The 20496-nt window shown below is 70.7% G+C and carries 16 protein-coding genes; 11 read left to right on the top strand and 5 right to left on the bottom strand.

The window, feature by feature from the left end; genetic code table 11:
- Positions 1 to 72: 72 nt before the first annotated feature.
- On the bottom strand, positions 73 to 261 hold the full coding sequence (locus ACIHCM_RS21285; protein ID WP_399898074.1) for a hypothetical protein: 189 nt from the start codon (positions 259 to 261) through the stop codon (positions 73 to 75).
- Positions 262 to 853: 592 nt separating this feature from the next.
- Between ACIHCM_RS21285 and ACIHCM_RS21280 the strand changes: the two genes are divergently transcribed.
- From ACIHCM_RS21280 to ACIHCM_RS21245, 8 genes are all read left to right on the top strand, one after another.
- Entirely contained in the window at positions 854 to 4663 is a 3810-nt protein-coding gene (locus ACIHCM_RS21280; RefSeq protein ID WP_399898072.1) for a nitrate- and nitrite sensing domain-containing protein, read from the top strand.
- Between the two features lie 9 nt (positions 4664 to 4672).
- Positions 4673 to 5086: a roadblock/LC7 domain-containing protein gene (locus ACIHCM_RS21275; protein WP_003973453.1), complete on the top strand. Its 414-nt coding sequence runs from the start codon at positions 4673 to 4675 to the stop codon at positions 5084 to 5086.
- A 111-nt stretch (positions 5087 to 5197) separates the two neighbouring features.
- Positions 5198 to 5596 carry a DUF742 domain-containing protein gene (locus ACIHCM_RS21270; protein ID WP_399898070.1) on the top strand — a complete coding sequence of 133 codons (399 nt, stop codon included), beginning with the start codon at positions 5198 to 5200 and terminating at the stop codon, positions 5594 to 5596.
- Positions 5577 to 6152 (top strand): ATP/GTP-binding protein, encoded by a 576-nt coding sequence (locus ACIHCM_RS21265; RefSeq protein WP_218515851.1) that lies wholly within the window; start codon positions 5577 to 5579, stop codon positions 6150 to 6152. The genes ACIHCM_RS21270 and ACIHCM_RS21265 overlap by 20 nt, the downstream gene beginning before the upstream one ends.
- Before the next feature lie 389 nt (positions 6153 to 6541).
- Complete coding sequence (locus ACIHCM_RS21260) at positions 6542 to 9781, top strand: nitrate- and nitrite sensing domain-containing protein (protein ID WP_399898068.1); 3240 nt, start codon at positions 6542 to 6544, stop codon at positions 9779 to 9781.
- Positions 9782 to 9791: 10 nt separating this feature from the next.
- Positions 9792 to 10205: a roadblock/LC7 domain-containing protein gene (locus ACIHCM_RS21255; RefSeq protein ID WP_004983065.1), complete on the top strand. Its 414-nt coding sequence runs from the start codon at positions 9792 to 9794 to the stop codon at positions 10203 to 10205.
- Positions 10206 to 10299: 94 nt separating this feature from the next.
- Positions 10300 to 10872, top strand: a complete 573-nt coding sequence (locus ACIHCM_RS21250) for a DUF742 domain-containing protein (RefSeq protein WP_399898066.1) — start codon at positions 10300 to 10302, stop codon at positions 10870 to 10872.
- Entirely contained in the window at positions 10853 to 11434 is a 582-nt protein-coding gene (locus ACIHCM_RS21245; RefSeq protein ID WP_030216560.1) for an ATP/GTP-binding protein, read from the top strand. Before ACIHCM_RS21250 ends, ACIHCM_RS21245 begins: the two co-directional genes overlap by 20 nt.
- A gap of 125 nt (positions 11435 to 11559) precedes the next feature.
- Here ACIHCM_RS21245 and ACIHCM_RS21240 read toward each other — a convergent pair whose 3' ends face one another.
- Complete coding sequence (locus tag ACIHCM_RS21240; RefSeq protein ID WP_399898064.1) at positions 11560 to 11757, bottom strand: acyl-CoA carboxylase subunit epsilon; 198 nt, start codon at positions 11755 to 11757, stop codon at positions 11560 to 11562.
- A 57-nt stretch (positions 11758 to 11814) separates the two neighbouring features.
- A complete protein-coding gene (locus ACIHCM_RS21235) occupies positions 11815 to 13422 on the bottom strand; it encodes an acyl-CoA carboxylase subunit beta (RefSeq protein WP_399898062.1) in 1608 nt (535 codons plus the stop codon).
- 323 nt (positions 13423 to 13745) lie between these two features.
- On the opposite strand from ACIHCM_RS21235, the gene ACIHCM_RS21230 reads away from it, so the two are divergent.
- The 3 genes from ACIHCM_RS21230 to ACIHCM_RS21220 all read left to right on the top strand — a co-directional run bounded on the left by ACIHCM_RS21230 (position 13746) and on the right by ACIHCM_RS21220 (position 15939).
- A complete protein-coding gene (locus tag ACIHCM_RS21230; RefSeq protein WP_399898060.1) occupies positions 13746 to 14348 on the top strand; it encodes a YceI family protein in 603 nt (200 codons plus the stop codon).
- A 139-nt stretch (positions 14349 to 14487) separates the two neighbouring features.
- Positions 14488 to 14985: an N-acetyltransferase gene (locus ACIHCM_RS21225; protein WP_399898058.1), complete on the top strand. Its 498-nt coding sequence runs from the start codon at positions 14488 to 14490 to the stop codon at positions 14983 to 14985.
- Between the two features lie 171 nt (positions 14986 to 15156).
- Positions 15157 to 15939 carry a serine protease gene (locus ACIHCM_RS21220; protein WP_399898056.1) on the top strand — a complete coding sequence of 261 codons (783 nt, stop codon included), beginning with the start codon at positions 15157 to 15159 and terminating at the stop codon, positions 15937 to 15939.
- Positions 15940 to 16024: 85 nt separating this feature from the next.
- On the opposite strand, the gene ACIHCM_RS21215 is transcribed toward ACIHCM_RS21220, so the two are convergent.
- A complete protein-coding gene (locus tag ACIHCM_RS21215; protein ID WP_399898054.1) occupies positions 16025 to 17377 on the bottom strand; it encodes a hypothetical protein in 1353 nt (450 codons plus the stop codon).
- A 92-nt stretch (positions 17378 to 17469) separates the two neighbouring features.
- Positions 17470 to 20487, bottom strand: coding sequence for a glycoside hydrolase family 3 protein (locus ACIHCM_RS21210; protein ID WP_399898052.1), 3018 nt, complete (start codon positions 20485 to 20487; stop codon positions 17470 to 17472).
- Positions 20488 to 20496 lie beyond the last annotated feature (9 nt).

The raw sequence follows: 20496 nt of genomic DNA, 5'->3' as shown, positions 1-20496 counted from the left end.
CTCCAGGCTAACGCGGCAAAGGTCAGGCGCCCCGCGCAACGACGTGCGGGGCGCCTGATGGCGTCGGCGGGACTACTCGCCGGCGACGGCCGCGACGGGTGCGACCATCAGGACCGTGCGCCGGGGGTTCGCGGTCCGGGCCGGGAGGTCGACGGAGTGCTCCGGGAGGTCCAGGGGCGCCAGGTCGTCGGCGTCCTCGAGGTGCGCCAGGGTGGTGCGCCGCGGGTTGGCTGTCATACGGAACATCGTCGTCGTCTTCACGGTTGTACTGAACCCTGTCGTGTACGGGGCGCCGGAGGCGCCGGTTGGCAGAACGTTGCCTCTTGTAAAGCGTCAGGCTAAACATCCGATTCCCCGCCGACGGCGGGAAGCCCCTCTGAGCTCCGTGTGAGTTTCCTCACGAACGCGGGCTCAATTCGGTCAATTCCGGCTGGCAACTCATGCCAACGAAACGGACATTGGGCCCCTGAAGCGCGCATTCCGCTCCTGATCATGGCGACTGGGACACCCGGCGCACTCCGGCGACTCGTTCGGGTATGTCCGCTATAAGGCGGAGCCCCTTCTACATGTCGTGACGTCACCCTCACGTGGTGTCACGGAGGTCACAGCCTGACCAACTGGCCTTGTTGGAGATCCTGCACTGTGCTGGAATTCCACGGACCGCCGCAGGATCGAGCCGGCGCACAGGGGGGCGCGAATCTGCGTCGCTCCTGACGAGTGAGCGGCGAGACAGGGGGAGTCCAGCGCCGGTCACTCACGACCACCCGGGTGCGTATTCAGGGCGCTCCCGACGACGCCGACACCGTCCTTCCGTTCACGCGGAGGGGCGCCTGGTCCAGAGGTTGCGACGCTAGTGCAGGGACGTTTCAAGAGGGATGGCAGTGCTTCGGCGGAGCCGGAGCCGCACGGCGGGACCGACCGCGGTTCCTCGCCCCAGCACGCCCAGGGCCCGGCCCCGTCCGGTGACGGCGGTGCGCGCTCCGGGCGACCCGGCGCGTCCACGGCCTCCGGGCGCCCCGGCGCCCCGGCGTCCACGGGCTCCGCGGCCTCCGCTCCGGCGGTGAGGCCGCCGCAGGGCCCGACAGGTCCAGGGCCGCGAATAGCGCTGCGCAACTGGCGCATCTCGACCCGCCTGGTGGCTCTGCTCACGCTCCCGGTGGTCGCGGCCACCTCGCTCGGGGCGCTGCGCATCAGCCAGTCCATGGACGACATCGAGCAGCTCGACAACATGAAGCTGCTCACCGAGATGACCAAGCAGGCCACCGAGCTGGCCGCCGCGCTCCAGGAGGAGCGCGACCAGTCCGCCGGCCCGCTGGCCCACGGCTCGACCGCCAGCGCGATCACGGTCAAGGGCTTCCAGGACAAGACGGACCGGGCGCTGGACAACTTCCTCGCCGCGTCCGAGGAGGTCGACTCCGCAAGCAAGGAGGGCAACCTCCAGGGCGTACGCGACAGCCTCGTCGGTCTGGCCCGCGACCTGAACAGCCTCAACGAGATCCGCAACAACGCCTACGAGGCCGAGGACAACTCCACGCAGACCGTGGAGGCCTACCACCGCCTCATCACGCACCTGCTGGACCTCTCGCAGGACATGGCCGAGGCGACCAGCAACCCGGACATGATCCAGCGCACCCGCGCACTGTCCGCGTTCTCCTCCGCCAAGGAGTACGCGTCGATCCAGCGCGCGGTCCTGGCGGCGGCCCTGCCCGCCAGCAACAAGACCTTCGGTGACCTCTCCGAGAACGACCGGCTGTACGCCGAGTCGGCGCTGGAGAGCCAGGTCTCCGAGCTGCGCAGCTTCTCCAGCATCTACGGCGACGGTGCCGAGGAGCTGCTCAAGCCCATCGACCAGGGCAACGCGACCATCGAGGCCACCGACAAGTACGCCAGCCGCGCGCTGAGCCGGGAGAACGGTCTGGCCGGCCTGGAGAAGCGGTCGTACCGGGACTGGCTGGACGACAGCTCCACCAAGATCCAGCAGATGAAGAACATCGAGCGCACGCTGCTGGAGGACATGGAGCAGAAGGCGCGCGAGCTGCGCAGCGAGTCGGAGCGCGAAGCGATCATCTCCGGTGTGCTGGTCCTGATCGTGCTCGGCGTCTCGCTGGTCGGCGCTTTCGTGGTGGCCCGCTCCATGATCCGCTCGCTGCGGCGCCTGGAGGACACCGCGACCAAGGTCGCCCAGGAGCGGCTGCCCGAGCTGGTCAAGCAGCTGTCCGAGGCCGACCCGCAGGACGTCGACACGTCCGTGGAGTCGGTCGGTGTGCACTCCCGCGACGAGATCGGCCGGGTGGCCACCGCCTTCGACGACGTGCACCGCGAGGCGGTCCGCCTCGCCGCCGAGCAGGCCCTGCTGCGGGGCAACGTCAACGCGATGTTCACCAACCTCTCGCGCCGCTCGCAGGGTCTGATCCAGCGCCAGCTGTCGCTGATCTCCGAGCTGGAGTCCCGCGAGGCCGACCCGGACCAGCTGGCCTCGCTGTTCAAGCTGGACCACCTCGCCACGCGTATGCGCCGGAACGGCGAGAACCTCCTCGTCCTCGCGGGTGAGGAACCCGGCCGCCGCTGGACCCGTCCGGTCCCGCTGGTCGACGTGCTCCGCGCCGCCGCGTCCGAGGTGGAGCAGTACGAGCGCATCGAGCTGGCCTCGGTGCCGACCACCGAAGTGGCCGGCCGCGTCGTCAACGACCTCGTGCACCTGCTCGCCGAGCTGCTGGAGAACGCGACCTCGTTCTCCTCGCCGCAGACCAAGGTCAAGGTCACCGGTCACGCGCTGCCCGACGGCCGGGTGCTGATCGAGATCCACGACACCGGCATCGGCCTCTCCCCCGAGGACCTCGCCCAGATCAACGAGCGGCTCGCCTCGCCGCCCACCGTGGACGTCTCCGTCTCCCGCCGCATGGGTCTGTTCGTGGTCGGCCGCCTCTCGCAGCGCCACGGCATCCGCATCCAGCTGCGCCCGTCCGACTCGGGTGGTACGACCGCGCTGGTCATGCTGCCGGTCGACGTGGCCCAGGGCGGCCGCAAGCCGCAGGGCAAGCCCGGTCAGGGCGGCCCCGGTGGCGCGGGCGGTCCGGCAGCGGCGCAGGCCGCCGCCGGTGTGGCCGCGGCCCGGCGTGGCAACGGCTCCTCGCTCGGCGCGGGTGCGCCGGGCGGCGGTGCTCTCGGCGCCGGTGCCCCCGGTGGTGGCCGGCTCGGCGCCGGTCAGGGACCGCGGGCCGCACTGCCGGGCGGTGCGCCGGGCGGGGCACGTGGACAGCAGACTCCCCCGGCCCCGCAGCAGGGCCGGCCGGGCGCCGGTGCAAGCAACGCCCAGGCTCCGGTTCCCCCGCAGGGCCAGGAGGCCCGCGGCTCCGTGGCGCCGCAGCGCGGCAACGGGAACGCCGGTGGCGAGCGCGGCCGGCGTGGCCGTCAGCCGCAGCTCCCGCCGCGTGGCGGAGCCCGGGCCGAACTGCCGGGCGGTGACGAGCAGCAGCGCCCGAGCTGGAGCGACGAGAACGCCCAGCCGCCGGTGCCGCGTGCCGCGCTGGACACCCCGCGCGGCCACGACGAGCAGCGGGACCCGTCCCAGACGGCCCCGATGCCGAGGATCGACGACCGGAACGGTCCGGGCGCGACCGCGGAGATCCCGGCGGTTCCCCGCAGGGACGACCGGCAGAACCCGGCCGGCCCGGCCGACTTCCCGCGCCCCGGCATGAACGCCCCGCAGGGCGGCGGCCAGTTCGTCCGCCAGGACGTCTTCGGCGCCCCGGGCAACCAGGGCAACCCGAACAACCCGTCCGGCACGGGCCAGTTCGCCGTACCGCAGGCGTACGACAACGGTTCCACGGGCCAGTACCCCGCGCCTCACCAGCGGCAGGACAACGGCGCGAACGGCCAGTACGCCACGCCGCAGGGCTACGACAACGCTTCCACGGGCCAGTTCCCGGCAGCGTCGGGCTACGACAACGGGGCTACCGGCCAGTACGGGTACGACGGCTCGTCCACCGGGCAGCACGCGCTGCCCGGCCACCAGAACCCCTCGGGCACCGGCCAGTTCGAGCGTCCGCAGGGTGACGCCGGAGGCCGGCGGTCGCCCGCCCCGCAGCATCCGCAGCGGCCCGCCCGCCAGGAGCCGGAGGCGCTGCCGCCGGCCTCGGGTCCCGGTGACGGACGTACGCCGCTGTACGACACGCTGGAGACGAACTGGTTCCGCGGCCAGGCAGGCCAGCCGGGCCAGCCGGCTCAGCAGGGTCAGGCGGGCCCGCAGGGCCGGCCCGGTCAGCAGTCCCAGCCGGGCCCGGCCCAGCGTCCGCAGGGCAGCGGCCCGGCGTCGGCCCCCCAGGCCCCCCAGGCACCGCAGGGCCCCTCGGCCCCTCAGCGTCCCGCCGCCGCATGGCGCAGCTCGCCGAACGACGACCTCGTCCGGCAGGCAGAGCGTGTGCGGCAGCCGGCCGCGGGCGGTGTCACCACCTCCGGCCTGCCGCGCCGGGTGCCCCGGGCGAACCTCGTCCCGGGCACGGCACAGCAGCAGCCGCACCAGAGCGGTCCGCAGGTCTCGCGCGCCCCACAGGACGTGCGTGGCCGGCTTACCAACCTCCGTCGGGGTATCGCACAGGGCCGTCAGGCCGGGTCCGGCCAGACGGGCAGTTTCCCGAGCCCCACTCACCAGCAGGAGCGTTAGTTGAGTCCGATGAGCCAGGCGGCACAGAACCTGAACTGGTTGATCACCAACTTCGTGGACAACACCCCCGGGGTGTCCCACACCGTCGTCGTGTCCGCCGACGGTCTCCTCCTGGCCATGTCGGAGGGTTTTCCGCGCGACCGCGCCGACCAGCTCGCGGCGGTCGCGTCGGGACTCACCTCGCTGACGGCCGGGGCGTCGCGGATCTTCGAGGGCGGCAACGTCGCGCAGACCGTCGTGGAGATGGAACGGGGATTTCTCTTCCTCATGTCCGTCTCGGACGGCTCGTCCCTCGCCGTTCTCGCGCACCCCGAGTGCGACATCGGCCTCGTCGGCTACGAGATGGCGCTGCTGGTGGACCGTGCGGGAGCAGTGCTCACGCCGGACCTCCGCGCCGAACTGCAAGGAAGTCTGCTCCACTAACGCACGCGGATCCACCCGTCTCACCAAATCACCGTCCGGCCGACACAATCCCCCCACCGGCCCCCGTCAGACGGCACGACTGACCAACTTGCTGTCCCGCCCGGAGGATTCATGACCCCGCCCACCGCCTCTCATGATCCGTACACAGATCCGTACGGGGACGAGGGCGACCAGCCGCTGGTCCGTCCGTACGCGATGACCGGCGGCCGGACCCGGCCGCGCTATCAGCTCGCCCTCGAGGCGCTGATCAGCACCACGGCCGACCCGGCAGTGCTCATGGGGCTGCTCCCGGAGCACCAGCGCATCTGCCACCTGTGCCGTGAGGTGAAGTCGGTCGCCGAGGTCTCGGCGCTGCTCGCCATGCCGCTCGGGGTGGCCCGGATCCTCGTCGCGGACCTCGCCGAGGCCGGACTCGTCGCCGTGCACCAGCCCGGCGGCGACGAGAGCAACGGCGGTGCGCCCGACGTGACACTGCTCGAAAGGGTGCTCAGTGGCCTTCGCAAGCTCTGAACCGAGAGGTGCCACCACCTCTGCCAAGATCGTGGTGGCGGGCGGCTTCGGCGTGGGCAAGACCACGTTCGTCGGCGCCGTCTCGGAGATCAACCCGCTGCGCACGGAGGCCGTCATGACGTCCGCGAGCGCGGGCATCGACGACCTCACGCACACCGGGGACAAGACCACCACCACGGTGGCGATGGACTTCGGCCGCATCACGCTGGACCAGGACCTGATCCTGTACCTGTTCGGTACGCCCGGCCAGGACCGCTTCTGGTTCATGTGGGACGACCTGGTACGCGGCGCCATCGGCGCGGTGGTGCTGGTGGACACCCGCCGGCTGGCGGACTGCTTCCCGGCGGTGGACTACTTCGAGAACAGCGGTCTGCCCTTCGTCGTCGCCCTCAACGGCTTCGACGGACAGCAGCCCTACGCGCCGGAAGAGGTCCGCGAGGCGCTCCAGATCGGCCCGGACACCCCGATCATCACCACCGACGCCCGGCACCGGGCCGACGCCAAGTCCGCGCTGATCACGCTGGTGGAGCACGCGTTGATGGCGCGGCTGAAGTAGCACTCAAGTGATCGTCGCCGTACGGCAGTTGCCGTAGGCATCGTCATCGTGGCGGCGGAGCCGGCTGTGGCCTTTGACACGGTCGGCTCCGGTGTTCATAACGTTTCGGCAGAGGAATCCAGGAGCACCGCCACGCGTCGCGGTCATCCGGTGTCGCTGCGCGCACAAAAGCCCCGTCATTTGGCGGGGCTCGCTCTTTATGACCGTTTTATCTGGGCCATACCTGCACGGGAATCCGCCCTTTCCCATGTTTGGAAGAGCGCAGGTCGACGTGCTGGAATGCCTGAACTGCCCAAAGGTCAAAGACGTACTCAGTGGTCGATGGCGAACTGGGCTCTGAGACACTGCGGCACGACGAAGGTGCCCGCCGCCGAGAGGTTGTTGGTCGAGTGAGGCGAAGCAACAAAGGTCCCGAGCCGCCCGCCCGGGGCAACTTCACCCCGCCGCCGCGCGGAGCGGCGCCCGCCCCCGTCGTGCCCGGTTCGGAGCAGGTGGCGACGCCCACTCCGAGCGGCGGCCGTTTCTCCCCGCGCAACTGGCGTGTGGCGACCCGGCTGAACGCGATCCTGCTCATCCCCGTACTGGTCGGCCTGGTCATGGGCGGCTTCCAGGTGAAGAGCTCGATCGACACCTGGCAGGAGGCCGAGGACGCGGAGAGCACCGCGCGTCTGGTCCGGGCCTCCCTGACCTACGCGGACGCCCTCTCCAACGAGCGTGACGTCACCGCGGCCCCGCTGCTGCTCGGCCGCGACCAGGCCACGGTCACGCAGGCCCGCAAGAAGACGGACGCCGCGGCGGACGCCTTCGACGAGGCCGCCCAGAGCATGCCGCAGAAGCCGGGCCTGGAGCGCCGGCTGAGCCTGTTCCGTGAGGCGGAGCCCAAGCTCCAGGCGCTGCGCCAGGTCGCCTACACCTCGAAGCTCGACGGTGTGAAGACCGAGGAGGGCTACGTCGAGGTCACCCACCCGCTGATGGAGTTCGCCAACGAGCTCGGCCTGGGCACCGGAAACATCACCAGCTACGGCCGGACGGTCTACGCGATCTCGCTGACCAAGGCCGCGCTGTCGCTGGAGCGGTCCATCGGCACGCACCTGCTGGTCAAGCCGGGTCCGAAGGACTCCGACCTGGCCAAGCAGCGCGTGGCGCTCTCCTCGTACGCCTACCTCGAGGGCATCGCCGTCGAGGAGTACATCGGCGGTGGTACCGAGGCCGACGCGCAGAAGCTCGAGGACGCCAAGAAGCAGATCCAGGCGGACGGCCAGCAGCAGGCCAAGGAAGCCCTGGCCAAGGACCCGGACTACAAGGCGCCGCCGTCCGACCCGACCGTGATGATCGGGGCCATGGCGGGTCTGACCACGACCGACGCCTCCGCGCGTGAGGCGCTCGCGCAGCAGGGCATCACCGCCGAGAACTGGTGGGCGGTCAACACCCTCAAGTACAACGCGTACCGGACGATCGAGTCGGACCTGGCCGACACCGCGGTGAACGAGGCCGCGAGCATCGCCGACGACGCCAGGCAGGACGCCTTCATCACCGGCGCGATCGTCGTGATCGCCCTGCTCGCCGCGTTCATCCTGGCCGGCATGGTGGCCCGCCAGATGAGCCGCTCCATGCGCCAGCTGCGCAACGCCGCCTTCGGCATCGCCGAACAGCGGCTGCCGATGCTGGTCGACCAGCTCTCGCGCACCGACCCCGGCCGCGTCGACACCCGGGTCTCGCCCATCCCGATCTCCTCCACGGACGAGATCGGCGAGGTCGCCCGGGCCTTCGACCAGGTCCACCGCGAGGCCGTCCGGCTCGCCGCCGAGCAGGCCCTGCTGCGGGGCAACATCAACGCGATCTTCACCAACCTCTCGCGCCGCAACCAGTCGCTGATCGAGGGCCAGCTGACCCTGATCACCGACCTGGAGAACAACGAGGCCGACCCGGACCAGCTGGAGAACCTCTTCCGGCTGGACCACCTGGCCACCCGTATGCGCCGCAACGGCGAGAACCTCCTGGTCCTCGCGGGCGAGGAGCCCGGCCGCCGCTGGGACCAGCCGGTCCCGCTGGTCGACGTGGTGCGCGCCGCCTCCTCCGAGGTGGAGCAGTACGAGCGCATCGAGATATCCGGCGTGCCCGAGGCCGAGATCCACGGCCGTGCCGTGACCGACCTCGTGCACCTGCTGGCCGAGCTGCTGGAGAACGCGACCACGTTCTCCTCCCCGCAGACCAAGGTCCGCGTCACCGCGACCCGGCTGCCCGACGGCCGCGTGATGATCGAGATCCACGACAAGGGCATCGGCCTGACCGCCGAGGACTTCGCGGACATCAACCACAAGCTGGCCAACCCGCCGACCGTGGACGCCGCGATCTCCCAGCGCATGGGCCTGTTCGTGGTCGGCCGGCTGTCCGACCGGCACGGCATCCGCGTCCAGCTGCGCCCCTCCGGCGAGCAGGCCGGCACCACCTCGCTGGTCATGCTCCCCGACGCCATCACCCACGGCGGTGGCGGCGAGCAGGCCCCGGAGCGCGAGGAGTTCACCGTCTCGCAGATCATCCCGGAGCAGCAGTTCCCGGGTGAGAGCTTCAGCCAGCCCATGCGCACGGCGGCCGAGCTCGGCTTCGACGACAGCCGCTACACCGAGGTCCCGGACGACCTCCGTGACCTGGACCCGGTGGGCCGCTCCCTGATGCGTGGGGGGCGCCGTGCGGCCCTGGAGGCCCAGACCCACGGCCAGCCCGGCCAGGAGCACGCCGAGACCCAGGCGTATGGTGACGGCGGCTTCGACGGCGGCCAGGGCCAGGACTACGACAACGGCGGCCGGCCCTACGACAACGGCCAGAACGCCTACCCCGACCAGGCCCCGGCCTACGGTCAGCAGTCGGCGTACCAGGAGCAGACGTCGTACGAGGACCAGCAGCAGCAGTCGTACGAGGAGCAGTACTACGCGCCGAACGGGATGCCGCAGAGCGATGGTTTCCCGACCAACGGCGGCTATCCGGAACCGGGTTATGCGGAGCCGGTCCAGGAGAAGCACACGCCGGCCGGGTCCGGTCCCTCGGAGACCTTCTCGGCATTCGAAGAGCCGTCCTACCAGGGCGACTGGCAGCAGCGCGACGGCTACCAGAACGGCTACGGCGACCAGTACGCTCCCGAAGCGGAATCCGCGCAGGCCACTGACGCGGGTGAGCGGGACCGCGTAGGCTTCGACCGTCAGGGGCCGGGCGGCACCGCTGCGCACGCGCTGACCGACGCCGGCCTTCCCCGCCGGGGGTCCACCGGTGGCGGCCAGGCGGCCGGCGGGCCCGTGAACCGGGAGGCGGCCGCCCCTTCGGCGGACGGCGACGCCGACGACAACTGGCGCTCGGCGAACGACGAGCGCTGGCAGCAGGCCTCGCAGCTGCGCAAGCCCAAGGCGGGCGGGGTCACGTCCTCCGGCCTGCCGCGGCGGGTGCCCAAGGCCAATCTGGTCGAAGGCACCGCGGAGTCGACCCCGCAGGGCGGCCCCCAGGTCTCCCGCGCTCCCGAGGACGTCCGGGGCAGGCTGAGCAACCTGCGCCGGGGAGTGCAGCGGGGACGCACCGCAGGAAGTGAAACGAACGGCCAGGGCTTCGGTCCTGACAGCACCTACAACCAGGAGCGTTAGTGTGAGCCCGATGAGCCAGGCGGCGCAGAACCTGAACTGGTTGATCACCAACTTCGTGGACAACACCCCCGGGGTGTCCCACACGGTGGTGGTCTCCGCCGACGGACTCCTTCTGGCGATGTCCGAAGGCTTCCCCCGCGACCGCGCCGACCAGCTCGCGGCCGTCGCCTCAGGTCTGACCTCACTGACCGCCGGTGCCTCGCGCATCTTCGAGGGCGGCAGCGTGAATCAGACGGTTGTGGAGATGGAGCGAGGATTCCTGTTCATCATGTCCATTTCCGACGGGTCGTCGCTCGCGGTTCTCGCGCACCCCGAAGCGGACATCGGCCTCATTGGGTACGAGATGGCGCTTCTGGTCGACCGTGCGGGCACGGTGCTGACTCCGGATCTTCGTGCGGAGCTCCAAGGAAGCCTTCTCAACTAAGAGACAGACGGTGCGATTTCGCGTCCCGTGGCCGTAAGGTTTCGGGACGCGGCTCCACAGCGATGGGTGCCCGGCACAGTCGGAGGAGGAGAAAGTGGCAACACCCCCAAGCGGTTCATCTTCGGGCAACTGGTCGTACGGCCCTGGCCAGGGGCAGAACGACGGTTCCCAGAACCGGTACAACTTCCCCTCCTCACCGAGCCACCGGCAGCCGTACGCGCCACAGGGCCCTGGCCCCTCGCCGTACGACCAGCCGAACGCGCCGCGCATCCAGCCCGTGCAGCCGCAGCGCCGCACCCCTGAGCCGGCGCCCGCCGGGGCGTCGAACAACCCCCTGGTGCGCCCGTACGCCATGACCGGCGGCCGGACGCGCCCGCGCTACCAGCTCGCCATCGAGGCACTGGTGCACACCACCGCGCAGCCGCATCAGATGCAGGGCCAACTGCCCGAGCATCAGCGGATCTGCAACCTCTGCCGCGAGATCAAGTCGGTGGCGGAAATCTCCGCCCTCCTGACGATCCCTCTCGGCGTGGCCAGGATCCTCGTCGCCGACTTGGCGGAGGCGGGCCTGGTCGCCATCCATCAGCCCGGCGGCGACGAGAACGCCGGTGGCCAGCCAGACGTGACACTGCTCGAAAGGGTGCTCAGTGGACTTCGCAAGCTCTAGCGGCGGTCCTTCCCGCTCCACCACCTCGGCGAAGATCGTGGTGGCGGGTGGCTTCGGCGTGGGCAAGACCACGTTCGTCGGGGCCGTCTCGGAGATCAACCCGCTGCGTACCGAGGCCGTCATGACGTCAGCTTCGGCCGGCATCGACGACCTCACCCACACCGGGGACAAGACGACCACCACGGTCGCCATGGACTTCGGCCGCATCACGCTGGACCAGGACCTGATCCTGTACCTGTTCGGCACCCCCGGCCAGGACCGCTTCTGGTTCATGTGGGACGACCTGGTGCGCGGCGCCATCGGCGCGATCGTCCTCGTGGACACCCGCCGGCTGGCCGACTGCTTCCCCGCGGTCGACTACTTCGAGAACTCGGGTCTGCCGTTCGTCATCGCCCTCAACGGCTTCGACGGCCAGCAGCCGTACCAGCCCGACGAGGTGCGTGAGGCGCTCCAGATCGGCCCGGACACCCCGATCATCACCACGGACGCCCGCCACCGCGCGGACGCGAAGTCGGCGCTGATCACGCTGGTCGAGCACGCGCTCATGGCGCGCCTGCGGTAGGCAGCCGTACGACCCCCGAAGGGCCCCCTCCGCGTCGGAGGGGGCCCTTCGCCCGTTCAGGGTTGCCGACGGACGACGCAAGAGGGGCCCCTCCGACGCGGAGGGGCCCCTCTTGCGTGGATGTCCTAGCCGTGCCAGCTGTGCGGGGCGCGGAAGCCGGGCTCGCGTTCCAGGCGGCGCCAGCCGGCCTTCGCGCGGCCGCCGTGCGCCGGGGCCGCCGTGGACGTGTGGGCCGCCGCGCGGGCCAGCAGGATGGCCGTGAGGGCGGCCACTTCCTCGGGCTCGGCGTGGCCCTTCTCGACGCGGATGTCAGGAGTGCTCATGGCAGTCAGTCTCCGTGGATGAGGTTTCCGCGAGGGTGCCGCGGAAGGTCCGCTGGGTTACTGCGGGGGGTTGCCGTGCTTGCGCGACGGCAGGTCGGCGTGCTTGGTGTGCAGCATCGCCAGGGAGCGGACGAGGACCTCGCGGGTCTCGGCCGGGTCGATGACGTCGTCCACAAGTCCGCGCTCGGCCGCGTAGTACGGGTGCATGAGCTCGGACTTGTACTCCTTGACCATCTTCTGCCGCATGGCCTCGGGGTCCTCGGCGTCGGCGATCTGGCGGCGGAAGATGACGTTGGCGGCGCCCTCCGCGCCCATCACCGCGATCTCGTTCGTCGGCCAGGCGTAGGTGAGGTCGGCGCCGATGGACTGGCTGTCCATGACGATGTAGGCGCCCCCGTAGGCCTTGCGCAGGATCAGGGAGATGCGCGGGACGGTCGCGTTGCAGTACGCGTACAGCAGCTTCGCGCCGTGGCGGATGATTCCGCCGTGCTCCTGGTCGACACCGGGCAGGAACCCGGGGACGTCCAGGAAGGTGACGATCGGGATGTTGAAGGCGTCGCACATCTGGACGAAGCGCGCGGCCTTCTCGCTGGCCTCGATGTCCAGGACACCCGCCAGCACCTGCGGCTGGTTGGCGATGATGCCGACGACCTGGCCGTCCAGCCGGGCCAGGGCGCAGATGATGTTGCGCGCCCAGCGCTCGTGGACCTCCAGGTACTCGCCGTCGTCGACGATCTCCTCGATGACCTTGGCCATGTCGTAGGGCCGGTTGCCGTCCGCCGGGACGAGGTCCAGCAGGACGTCGGAGCGCCGGTCGGGGGCGTCGGAGGAGTCCACCCGGGGCGGGTTCTCCCGGTTGTTCTGCGGCAGCAGCGACAGGAGGTAGCGCACCTCGGCGATGCACGTCTCCTCGTCGTCGTACGCGAAGTGGCAGACACCCGAGGTCTCGGCGTGCACGTCGGCGCCGCCGAGGCCGTTCTGGGTGATCTCCTCGCCGGTCACGGCCTTGACCACGTCCGGGCCCGTGATGAACATCTGCGAGGTCTCGCGGACCATGAAGACGAAGTCGGTGAGGGCGGGCGAGTAGGCCGCGCCACCGGCGCACGGGCCGAGCATCACGCTGATCTGCGGGATGACGCCGGACGCCTTGGTGTTGCGCTGGAAGATGCCGCCGTAACCGGCGAGGGCGCTGACGCCCTCCTGGATGCGGGCGCCGGCGCCGTCGTTGAGCGACACCAGCGGGGCACCGGCCGCGATGGCCATGTCCATGATCTTGTGGATCTTCGTGGCGTGCGCCTCGCCGAGCGCGCCGCCGAAGACACGGAAGTCGTGGGCGTAGACGAAGACCGTGCGGCCCTCCACCGTGCCCCAGCCGGTGATGACACCGTCGGTGTACGGCTTCTTGGTCTCGAGGCCGAAGCCCGTCGCCCGGTGCCGGCGCAGCTGCTCGACCTCTCGGAAGGAGTCCGGGTCGAGGAGCAGCTCGATGCGCTCGCGGGCGGTCAGCTTGCCCTTGGCGTGCTGCGCCTCGGTCGCCCTCTCGCTGGGGCCGGCCACCGCCTGCGCGCGGATCTCGTGCAGTTCGGCCACGCGCCCGCGCGCGTCCGTCGGCTCACCCATGGGCTCGCTCGTCGACTCACCCGTCGCCTCATCCAAAACGGTCATGTAGCGACCTTACGAAGAGGAGCAAGGAATGCGAGCCGTCGACTCCGTACAGTCTCCGGGGCGTTTTCCTGGTACCCCTGAACAGAACCGGTGCGGGATGCAGGCGTTCCGACTGCTCAGAGGGCTTCGGCGTTGTAGGGGTCGCACAAAGTCGTCAGCTGCGGGCCACGCAGGATTCATGTCGCGCCGATGCCATCGGTGGAGTGACACGTGAGGTTATCCGACCCTCCACCGAAGAGGTTGAAAGTTGAATGGAATACGTCTACGGTCTCCTCCGTTGGCATCGTTGAATATTCAACAGACCCGTCCCCAAGGAGAGCATCATGGGTATCTTCGGCAGCAGGAACTCCGCCACCAAGACCAGGACCAGCGCCGTGAACCCCGAGCTGGCCGCCCTGACCGGCGACTACACGATCGACCCCGCGCACACCTCCATCGGCTTCGTCGCCCGGCACGCCATGGTGACGAACGTGAAGGGCAAGTTCCTCGACTTCACCGGCACGCTGAGCCTGGACGGCGCCGACCCGTCGCGGTCCACCGCTGCCCTCGACGTCACGATGGACAGCATCAGCACGGGCAACGAGGACCGGGACGGTCACCTGAAGAGCGCGGACTTCTTCACCACCGAGCAGTTCCCGACGATGACCTTCCGGTCCACCCGGGCCGAGGCACTCGGCGGCGGCGACTACCGGATCACCGGTGACCTGTCGATCCTCGGCGTCACCAAGCCGATCACGATCGACCTGGAGTTCCACGGCGCCGCGAAGGACCCGTTCGGCAACGACCGGGTCGGCTTCGAGGGCAAGGCCGAGCTCCTTCGCTCCGAGTGGGGCCTGACCTGGAACGCCGCGCTGGAGACGGGCGGTGTCCTGGTCTCCGACAAGATCAAGCTCAACTTCGACATCTCGGCGATCAAGAACGTCTGACGGCGGTGGTACCGCCCCGCTGACGCATTCCGAGCGCGCCCGCCCTCCACTTCCTCCGGGAGAGGGCGGGCGCTCGTCGTCCCGGGCCCCTTCCAGCCGGGGCGGGCACATGACAACCGTCCTGTGGGATGCTGCGCCGATGACCTGGTTGCCGCGTGACTTCGTCCATCCGCTGAGCGTCGCGATCCCCGACGGGGACGGGCATCGCCTGCGGCCGATCAGCGGCGCCGACGCGCCGCTGGACTACCCGGCGGTGATGGGCTCGCGGGAGCGGTTGTGGTCGATCTACGGCAAGGCCTGGGGATGGCCGCCGGCCACGATGACGTACGAGGCAAATCAAGCCGACCTGGAGCGGCACGCCGCCGAGATCGACGCGCACGAGTCGTTCAACTACACCGTGGAGAACGCGGACGGCACCGCGCTGCGTGGATGCGTCTACATCGACCCGCCGGAGAAGGCCGGAGCGGACGCCGAGATCTCCTGGTGGGTCGTGGACGGCGAGGTCGGCGGGCCACTTGAGCGGGCGCTGGACGTTTTCGTGCCGCGGTGGATCGCCGAGGAGTGGCCGTTCGAGCGGCCCCGGTTCGTGGGACGCGACCTGACCTGGGACGAATGGCTGGCGCTGCCCGAGCGTTGAGCGCGCCGGGCTGACGGCCGGCCTGCGTGGAGGGGCGCGCGTCCGCGGGAGCGGGTTGGCCGGATTGTGGTGCTTGTGTGGAGGGTCACACCGTTCCCATAATCCAGCACACGGGAATTGACATGCGCCTGACATTCCCCCACCCCCAGACCCCCCACGGAAGGCGTCAAGGTGAAGACTTTCCTCAAGGCCCTCAAGAGATGCGCGGTCGCCGGTGCGGCCGCGCTCGCGGTCCTCAGCCTTCAGCCCGTCTCGGCCGCGCAGGCGGCCCCCTCCCCCGTGGTCGGCGGCACCCGTGCCGCGCAGGGCGAGTTCCCGTTCATGGTCCGGCTGTCCATGGGCTGCGGTGGCGCTCTGTACACCCAGCAGATCGTGCTGACCGCCGCGCACTGTGTCGGCGCCACCGGCAACAACACCGGCATCACCGCGACCGCCGGTGTGGTGGACCTGCAGTCCACCAGCGGCCGCGTCCAGGTCCGCTCCACCAAGGTCTACCGGGCCCCCGGCTACAACGGCAACGGCAAGGACTGGGCGCTGATCAAGCTCGCCCAGCCGATCAACCTGCCGACCCTGAAGCTCGCCACCACCACGCAGTACAACACCGGCACCTTCACCGTCGCCGGCTGGGGCGCGGCCCGTGAGGGCGGCGCCCAGCAGCGCTACCTGCTGAAGGCGAACGTGCCGTTCGTCAGTGACGCCACCTGCCGCTCGTACAGCGGCTACAGCGGGCTGATCGCGGGCGAGGAGATCTGCGCCGGGTACACGGCGGGCGGCGTGGACACCTGCCAGGGCGACTCCGGCGGCCCCATGTTCCGCCGTGACGCGGCCGGCGCCTGGGTCCAGGTCGGCATCACGAGCTGGGGCATAGGCTGCGCCCGCCCGAACGCCCCCGGCGTCTACACGGAGGTCTCCACCTTCGCCTCCGCGATCGCCTCGGCGGCGGCCACGCTCTAGGCCTCACGGACTGTTTCGCGCCCCACAGATGAACGGGCCCGGTGCCGCGTCGGCGCCGGGCCCTTCCCGTGTCCGCGTTCGTGCCTCAGAAGCCGCCTCCGAAGTCCCCGCCCCCGCCGAAGTCGCCGCCCCCGAAGCCGCCGAAGCCGCCGCTGAAGTCGTCCGGGTTGAAGTCCGCGCCGGAGACGTCACCGCCCTGGTACCCACCGGCGCCGAAGTCGCCGTAGCCCGAGCCGTAGTCGGCGGCGTAGGAGGGGGTGGCCATGGCGCTGCCGAGCAGGGTGCCGACGAGCAGGCCGGGGAGGATGCCGCCGCCGAAGTAGCCGCCGGCCCAGGGGCCGTAGGCCGGGCCCGCGTCCCAGTACGGGCGGCGGCCGGAGACCGTGTCGACCTCGCGGATCATCGGGTCCCGGCCGTCGGACAGGCGGGCCTGGTCGGCCGCGCAGACCGGCACCTCGCGCGTCGCGCCGTCCACCGGTGTCCAGGTGACGTCGGCGACCGAGGGACCGTGGCGGGGGTCGAAGAAGCACGGCGGGCGGCGCTCCGGGAGCGGGTGTCCCTCACGGCGGGCGGCGAGCGTCGCCAGCGAGAAGCGGCCGTCCTCCAGGGACTGGGTGACCGCCCGGACGTCCTCGGGCCGCCGGGCCGCCGCCATGTGTGCCTTGGCCTTCTCGTAGGCGTCCAGCGCCTTCTCGTAGTCCGCGCGCATGGCGTCGTCGGCGCCGGGCTCGGCGGGGTGGAAGTCCAGGCGGTCCAGTTCCTCGCCGAAGGCGGTGATGTCCTCGTCGACCACCACCCGCAGCTTCTCCAGCGCCGCCCGCCGTTCCTCCTCCTGGCGACGGCGGTTGCGGCGGACGAGCGCGTAGGCGCCCGTGCCGCCGGCGGCGAGCACCGCGCCGAGGGTGATCAGGCCGGTGGAGGAGACGCCGTCGCCGGTGCCCTCGCCCCAACTGCTGGGCGCGGTACCGCCGACGTTGCGCAGCGCGCCGTCGACGAAGTCGTTCAGCTGCGCCTTGACGTCGCCCGCGCTCCGCACGGACGTCACCAGGTTGGACACGGCCGCGCGGCCCAGCACCGCGCTGTCGGCGCGGGCGTCGAACCGGTCGCCGAGCCGGATGCCGTACACGCCGGTGACGCCGGTCTCGGTGCGCAGGTTCTGGAAGAGGTTCTGGGTGGGGTAGCCGGCCGGAAGGACGGCGACGAACACGGGTTTGTCCGCGTCCCTGATCTTGTCGGCGAGCGCCTCGGCGTCCGACTCGGGCAGCAGGCCTGACGCGGCCGGGTCCACGTAGACCGGGCTCTCGCGCAGGGCCGCGGCGACCTTGGACAGGTCGGTGGCCGCGTGTGCGCCCGGCGCACCGGCCACCAGTACCGCCAGTACGGCGGCGACAGGCACGATCAGCAGGCGTACGAGCCTTTGTACGAGCGCGGCCTTCATATGTTCGAAGCTACCTGAACGGGTACAGAAACGGACATCGGCCCCAGGAGAGAAATTCCCTCCCAGGGACCGACGCCCGCTCTGGTGCTGCCCTACGCCGCCTTGTACGCGACGGTCAGCTTCTCCACGGCCGCCCCGTAGCGGCCGGTCAGCAGCAGATGGTCGGCCTCGGCGAACGGCTTCGCCACCGATGCCGTCACGTCCTGGCCGATCCGCTGCTGCACCAGCAGGCGCGCCTTGGTGACGAGTGCGCGGCCCGCCTCGGCCGCGCCGGCCCGCTCCGCCGCCCTCGCCGCGAGGCCGAGCGCCTTCAGGGTGAGGGTGCCGCCCTCCGGAACCCTGGTCAGGGTCGTCAGACCCCAGCCGTACGGGTATTGCGGATCGTACGAGGCGTCACCCACGTTGATCGGCAGCTGTTCCTGCGACTTGGGCCAGGTCACCGGCAGCTGCCCCGAGAAGGGCCGCCGCCCGTACAGCACGTCCGCCACGCCGGCGCCCTCCGTGCCCGGGAGCCAGGAGGCGACCAGGGCGTCGATCCCGCCGAGCCGGTCGCCGACGAGTTGCGGGCGCCCGGAGACGATCAGCACCGCGCACCTCATCGCCGCGCAGACCTTGTCGACCGCCGCCTGGTCGGCGGGGCTCAGCTCCAGGTCGTGGCCGTTGCCGATGTCGCCGACGCCCTCGGCGTACGGGGTCTCGCCGACCACGACGACCCCCACGTCGTGACCGGCCCTCGGGGCCGAGGCGTCCTTGGACCAGGTGACCTCGCCGCCGGCCTCGCGGATGCCCTCCAGCACGGTCGTGCCGGGGGTGATGTCGCCGGAGCCGCCCTGCCAGGTGATGGTCCAGCCGCCGGACTGGTTGCCGATGTCGTCGGCGTTGGAGCCGGCGACGTACACCTTCTGCGAGCGTTTCAGGGGCAGCAGGCCCCCGCTGTTCTTCAGCAGCACCTGCGACTCGGCCGCCGCCTTGCGCGCGACCGCCCGGTGTGCGGCGGAGCCGATCTTCGAGGCGCCGCCGGTGTCGGCGTAGGGCTGCTCGAACAGGCCCAGCCGGAACTTCTGCGTGAGGATGCGGGATACGGCGTCGTCGATCCGCCGCTCGCTGATCCGGCCCGCCCGCACCTCGTCGAGGAGGGTGGTGCGGAAGTCCCGGTAGGCGTACGGGACCATGATCATGTCCAGGCCCGCGTTCACGGACGTGCGGACGTCGGAGGCGTAGTCGCCGGGGAGCTGGTCGATGGCCGCCCAGTCACTGATGACGAAGCCCTCGAAGTCCAAGCGCCCCTTCAGCACTCCGGTGATCATGTCCGCGTCGGCGTGCATCTTGACCGGGCCCTTGTCGTCGCCGATCAGGTCGAGGGACGAGTAGGACGGCATGACCGTGCCGACTCCCCGGTCGACGGCCGTCCGGTACGGGGCCAGGTGCACCGCTTCCAGTTCCGCACGGGTGACCTTGGTGATGCCCTGGTCGATCGTGTAACTGCCGTTGCTGGAGGAGCCGTACTCGGTGCCGCCGTCGGCGACGAAGTGCTTGGCGGTGGCCAGGACCTTGTCGCCGCGGTCCAGGTCACGTCCGTCGGCACGGCCCTGGAGGCCCTGGATGACCGTCTCCATCGCGTCGACCAGCGCCGGGTCCTCGCCGAAGGACTCGTAGGAGCGGCCCCAGCGTTCGTCGCGGGTGACACAGAGGCAGGGGGCGAAGTCCCAGGGGATACCGGTGGCCCGGACCTCGGCGGCGGTCACCGCGCCCGTCTCGTAGGCGATACCGGGGTCTCTGGTCGCTCCGATGCCGATGTTGTGCGGCATGATCGTCGCGCCGACGACGTTGTTGTGGCCGTGCACGGCGTCGACGCCGTAGATCAGCGGGATCTGGAATCGGGTCGCCCGGGCGCGCAGCTGGAAGCCGTCGATCATCTTCGCCCAGGCCCCGGGGGTGTTGGGCGTCGGAGTCGAGCCGCCGCCGGAGAGCAGCGAGCCGAGGTCGTACGCGGCGATGTCCCCGGCGTCGGTGAGCGCGCCGCGCTCCGCCTGGGTCATCTGGCCGGCCTTCTCCTCCAGGGACATCCGGGCCAGCAGGTCGGCGACCCGCCTCTTCTCCGGCAGCCTGCTGTCGAGGTACGGCAGGCCGTGCGCGTCGATCACGACCTGCGGGGTCTCGGTGGGGGCCTTGGCTCCGGTGACCGTGAGCTTCAGGGGGATCGTCTCGGCGGATTCCGCCGACCGGTCCTTGCGGGTGGGCACCTCAAGGGTGTGGGTGGTGCCGGACGCGGTGCCCGCCGGGAAGGTGTACTCGCCCTTGACTGCCGTGTAGTCGGCGCCGGACGCGGTGCCTCCGGCCGTCTCGTACGCCACGGTGACCGGCTCGCCGAGCGGGGCGGAGCCGGTGGTGTCGACGACGAGCCCGACCGATGCCGTGCCGCCCTCGCGCACCGGGTACACCGCGGCGCCGGTGCGGACGGACGCCCGCTGCGACTGGTCCGCACCGCCGTACAGTTCGACGGCGTCCATCGCGAAGTCGCCCTCGGCGCCGGCCGGGAGGGTGACGGCGTACCCCCACACCTCGGCCAGGCCGAGGACCTGGTCGATGCCGCCGACCGGCTGGTAGTCGGTTCGGTAGGTGAAGTCGGTGAAGGGGATCTCGATCTGCTTCCAGCCGGTGAAGTCGTCGGTGAAGGACGTCGTCCACAGCTCGGAGGCCTCGCCGTTGGCGCCGCCGTCCTTGAGCTCGAAGGCGATCTTCCTGCCGTTGTTCCGGCCTTCCCACCACAGGCGGATGCCTTCGTGGGCGGACCAGTCGTGGGCGGGCTCGGCGAAGGCGAAGTCGTGGGTGAAGCCGCCGTAGCCGCTGATGTCGTAGGTGCCGGTGAGGACCTTCTCGCCCTCGGGTGCGTCGTCGCGGGCGGTCAGGGCGAGGGTGGGCGGGTCGTCGGTGTCGCCGCCCCAGGTGAAGATGCCTCCGGCGGGCGGATTCGCGAAGGGAACCTCACCCTCGAAGCGGTCGACGGGCACGGTGGCGGGGTCGCCGGCGCCGGACGCGGTGGTGGCGGTGGCGAGCGGGAGCAGTCCGGTGAGCAGTGCGGCACAGGCGAGCAGGGCGGTTCTTCGCATGGAACGTCC

Source organism: Streptomyces sp. NPDC052023, assembly GCF_044548465.1.
GTDB lineage: Bacteria > Actinomycetota > Actinomycetes > Streptomycetales > Streptomycetaceae > Streptomyces.
The sequence above is the reverse complement of the archived record's forward strand: the minus strand, read 5'-3'. Positions and strand labels throughout refer to the sequence as shown.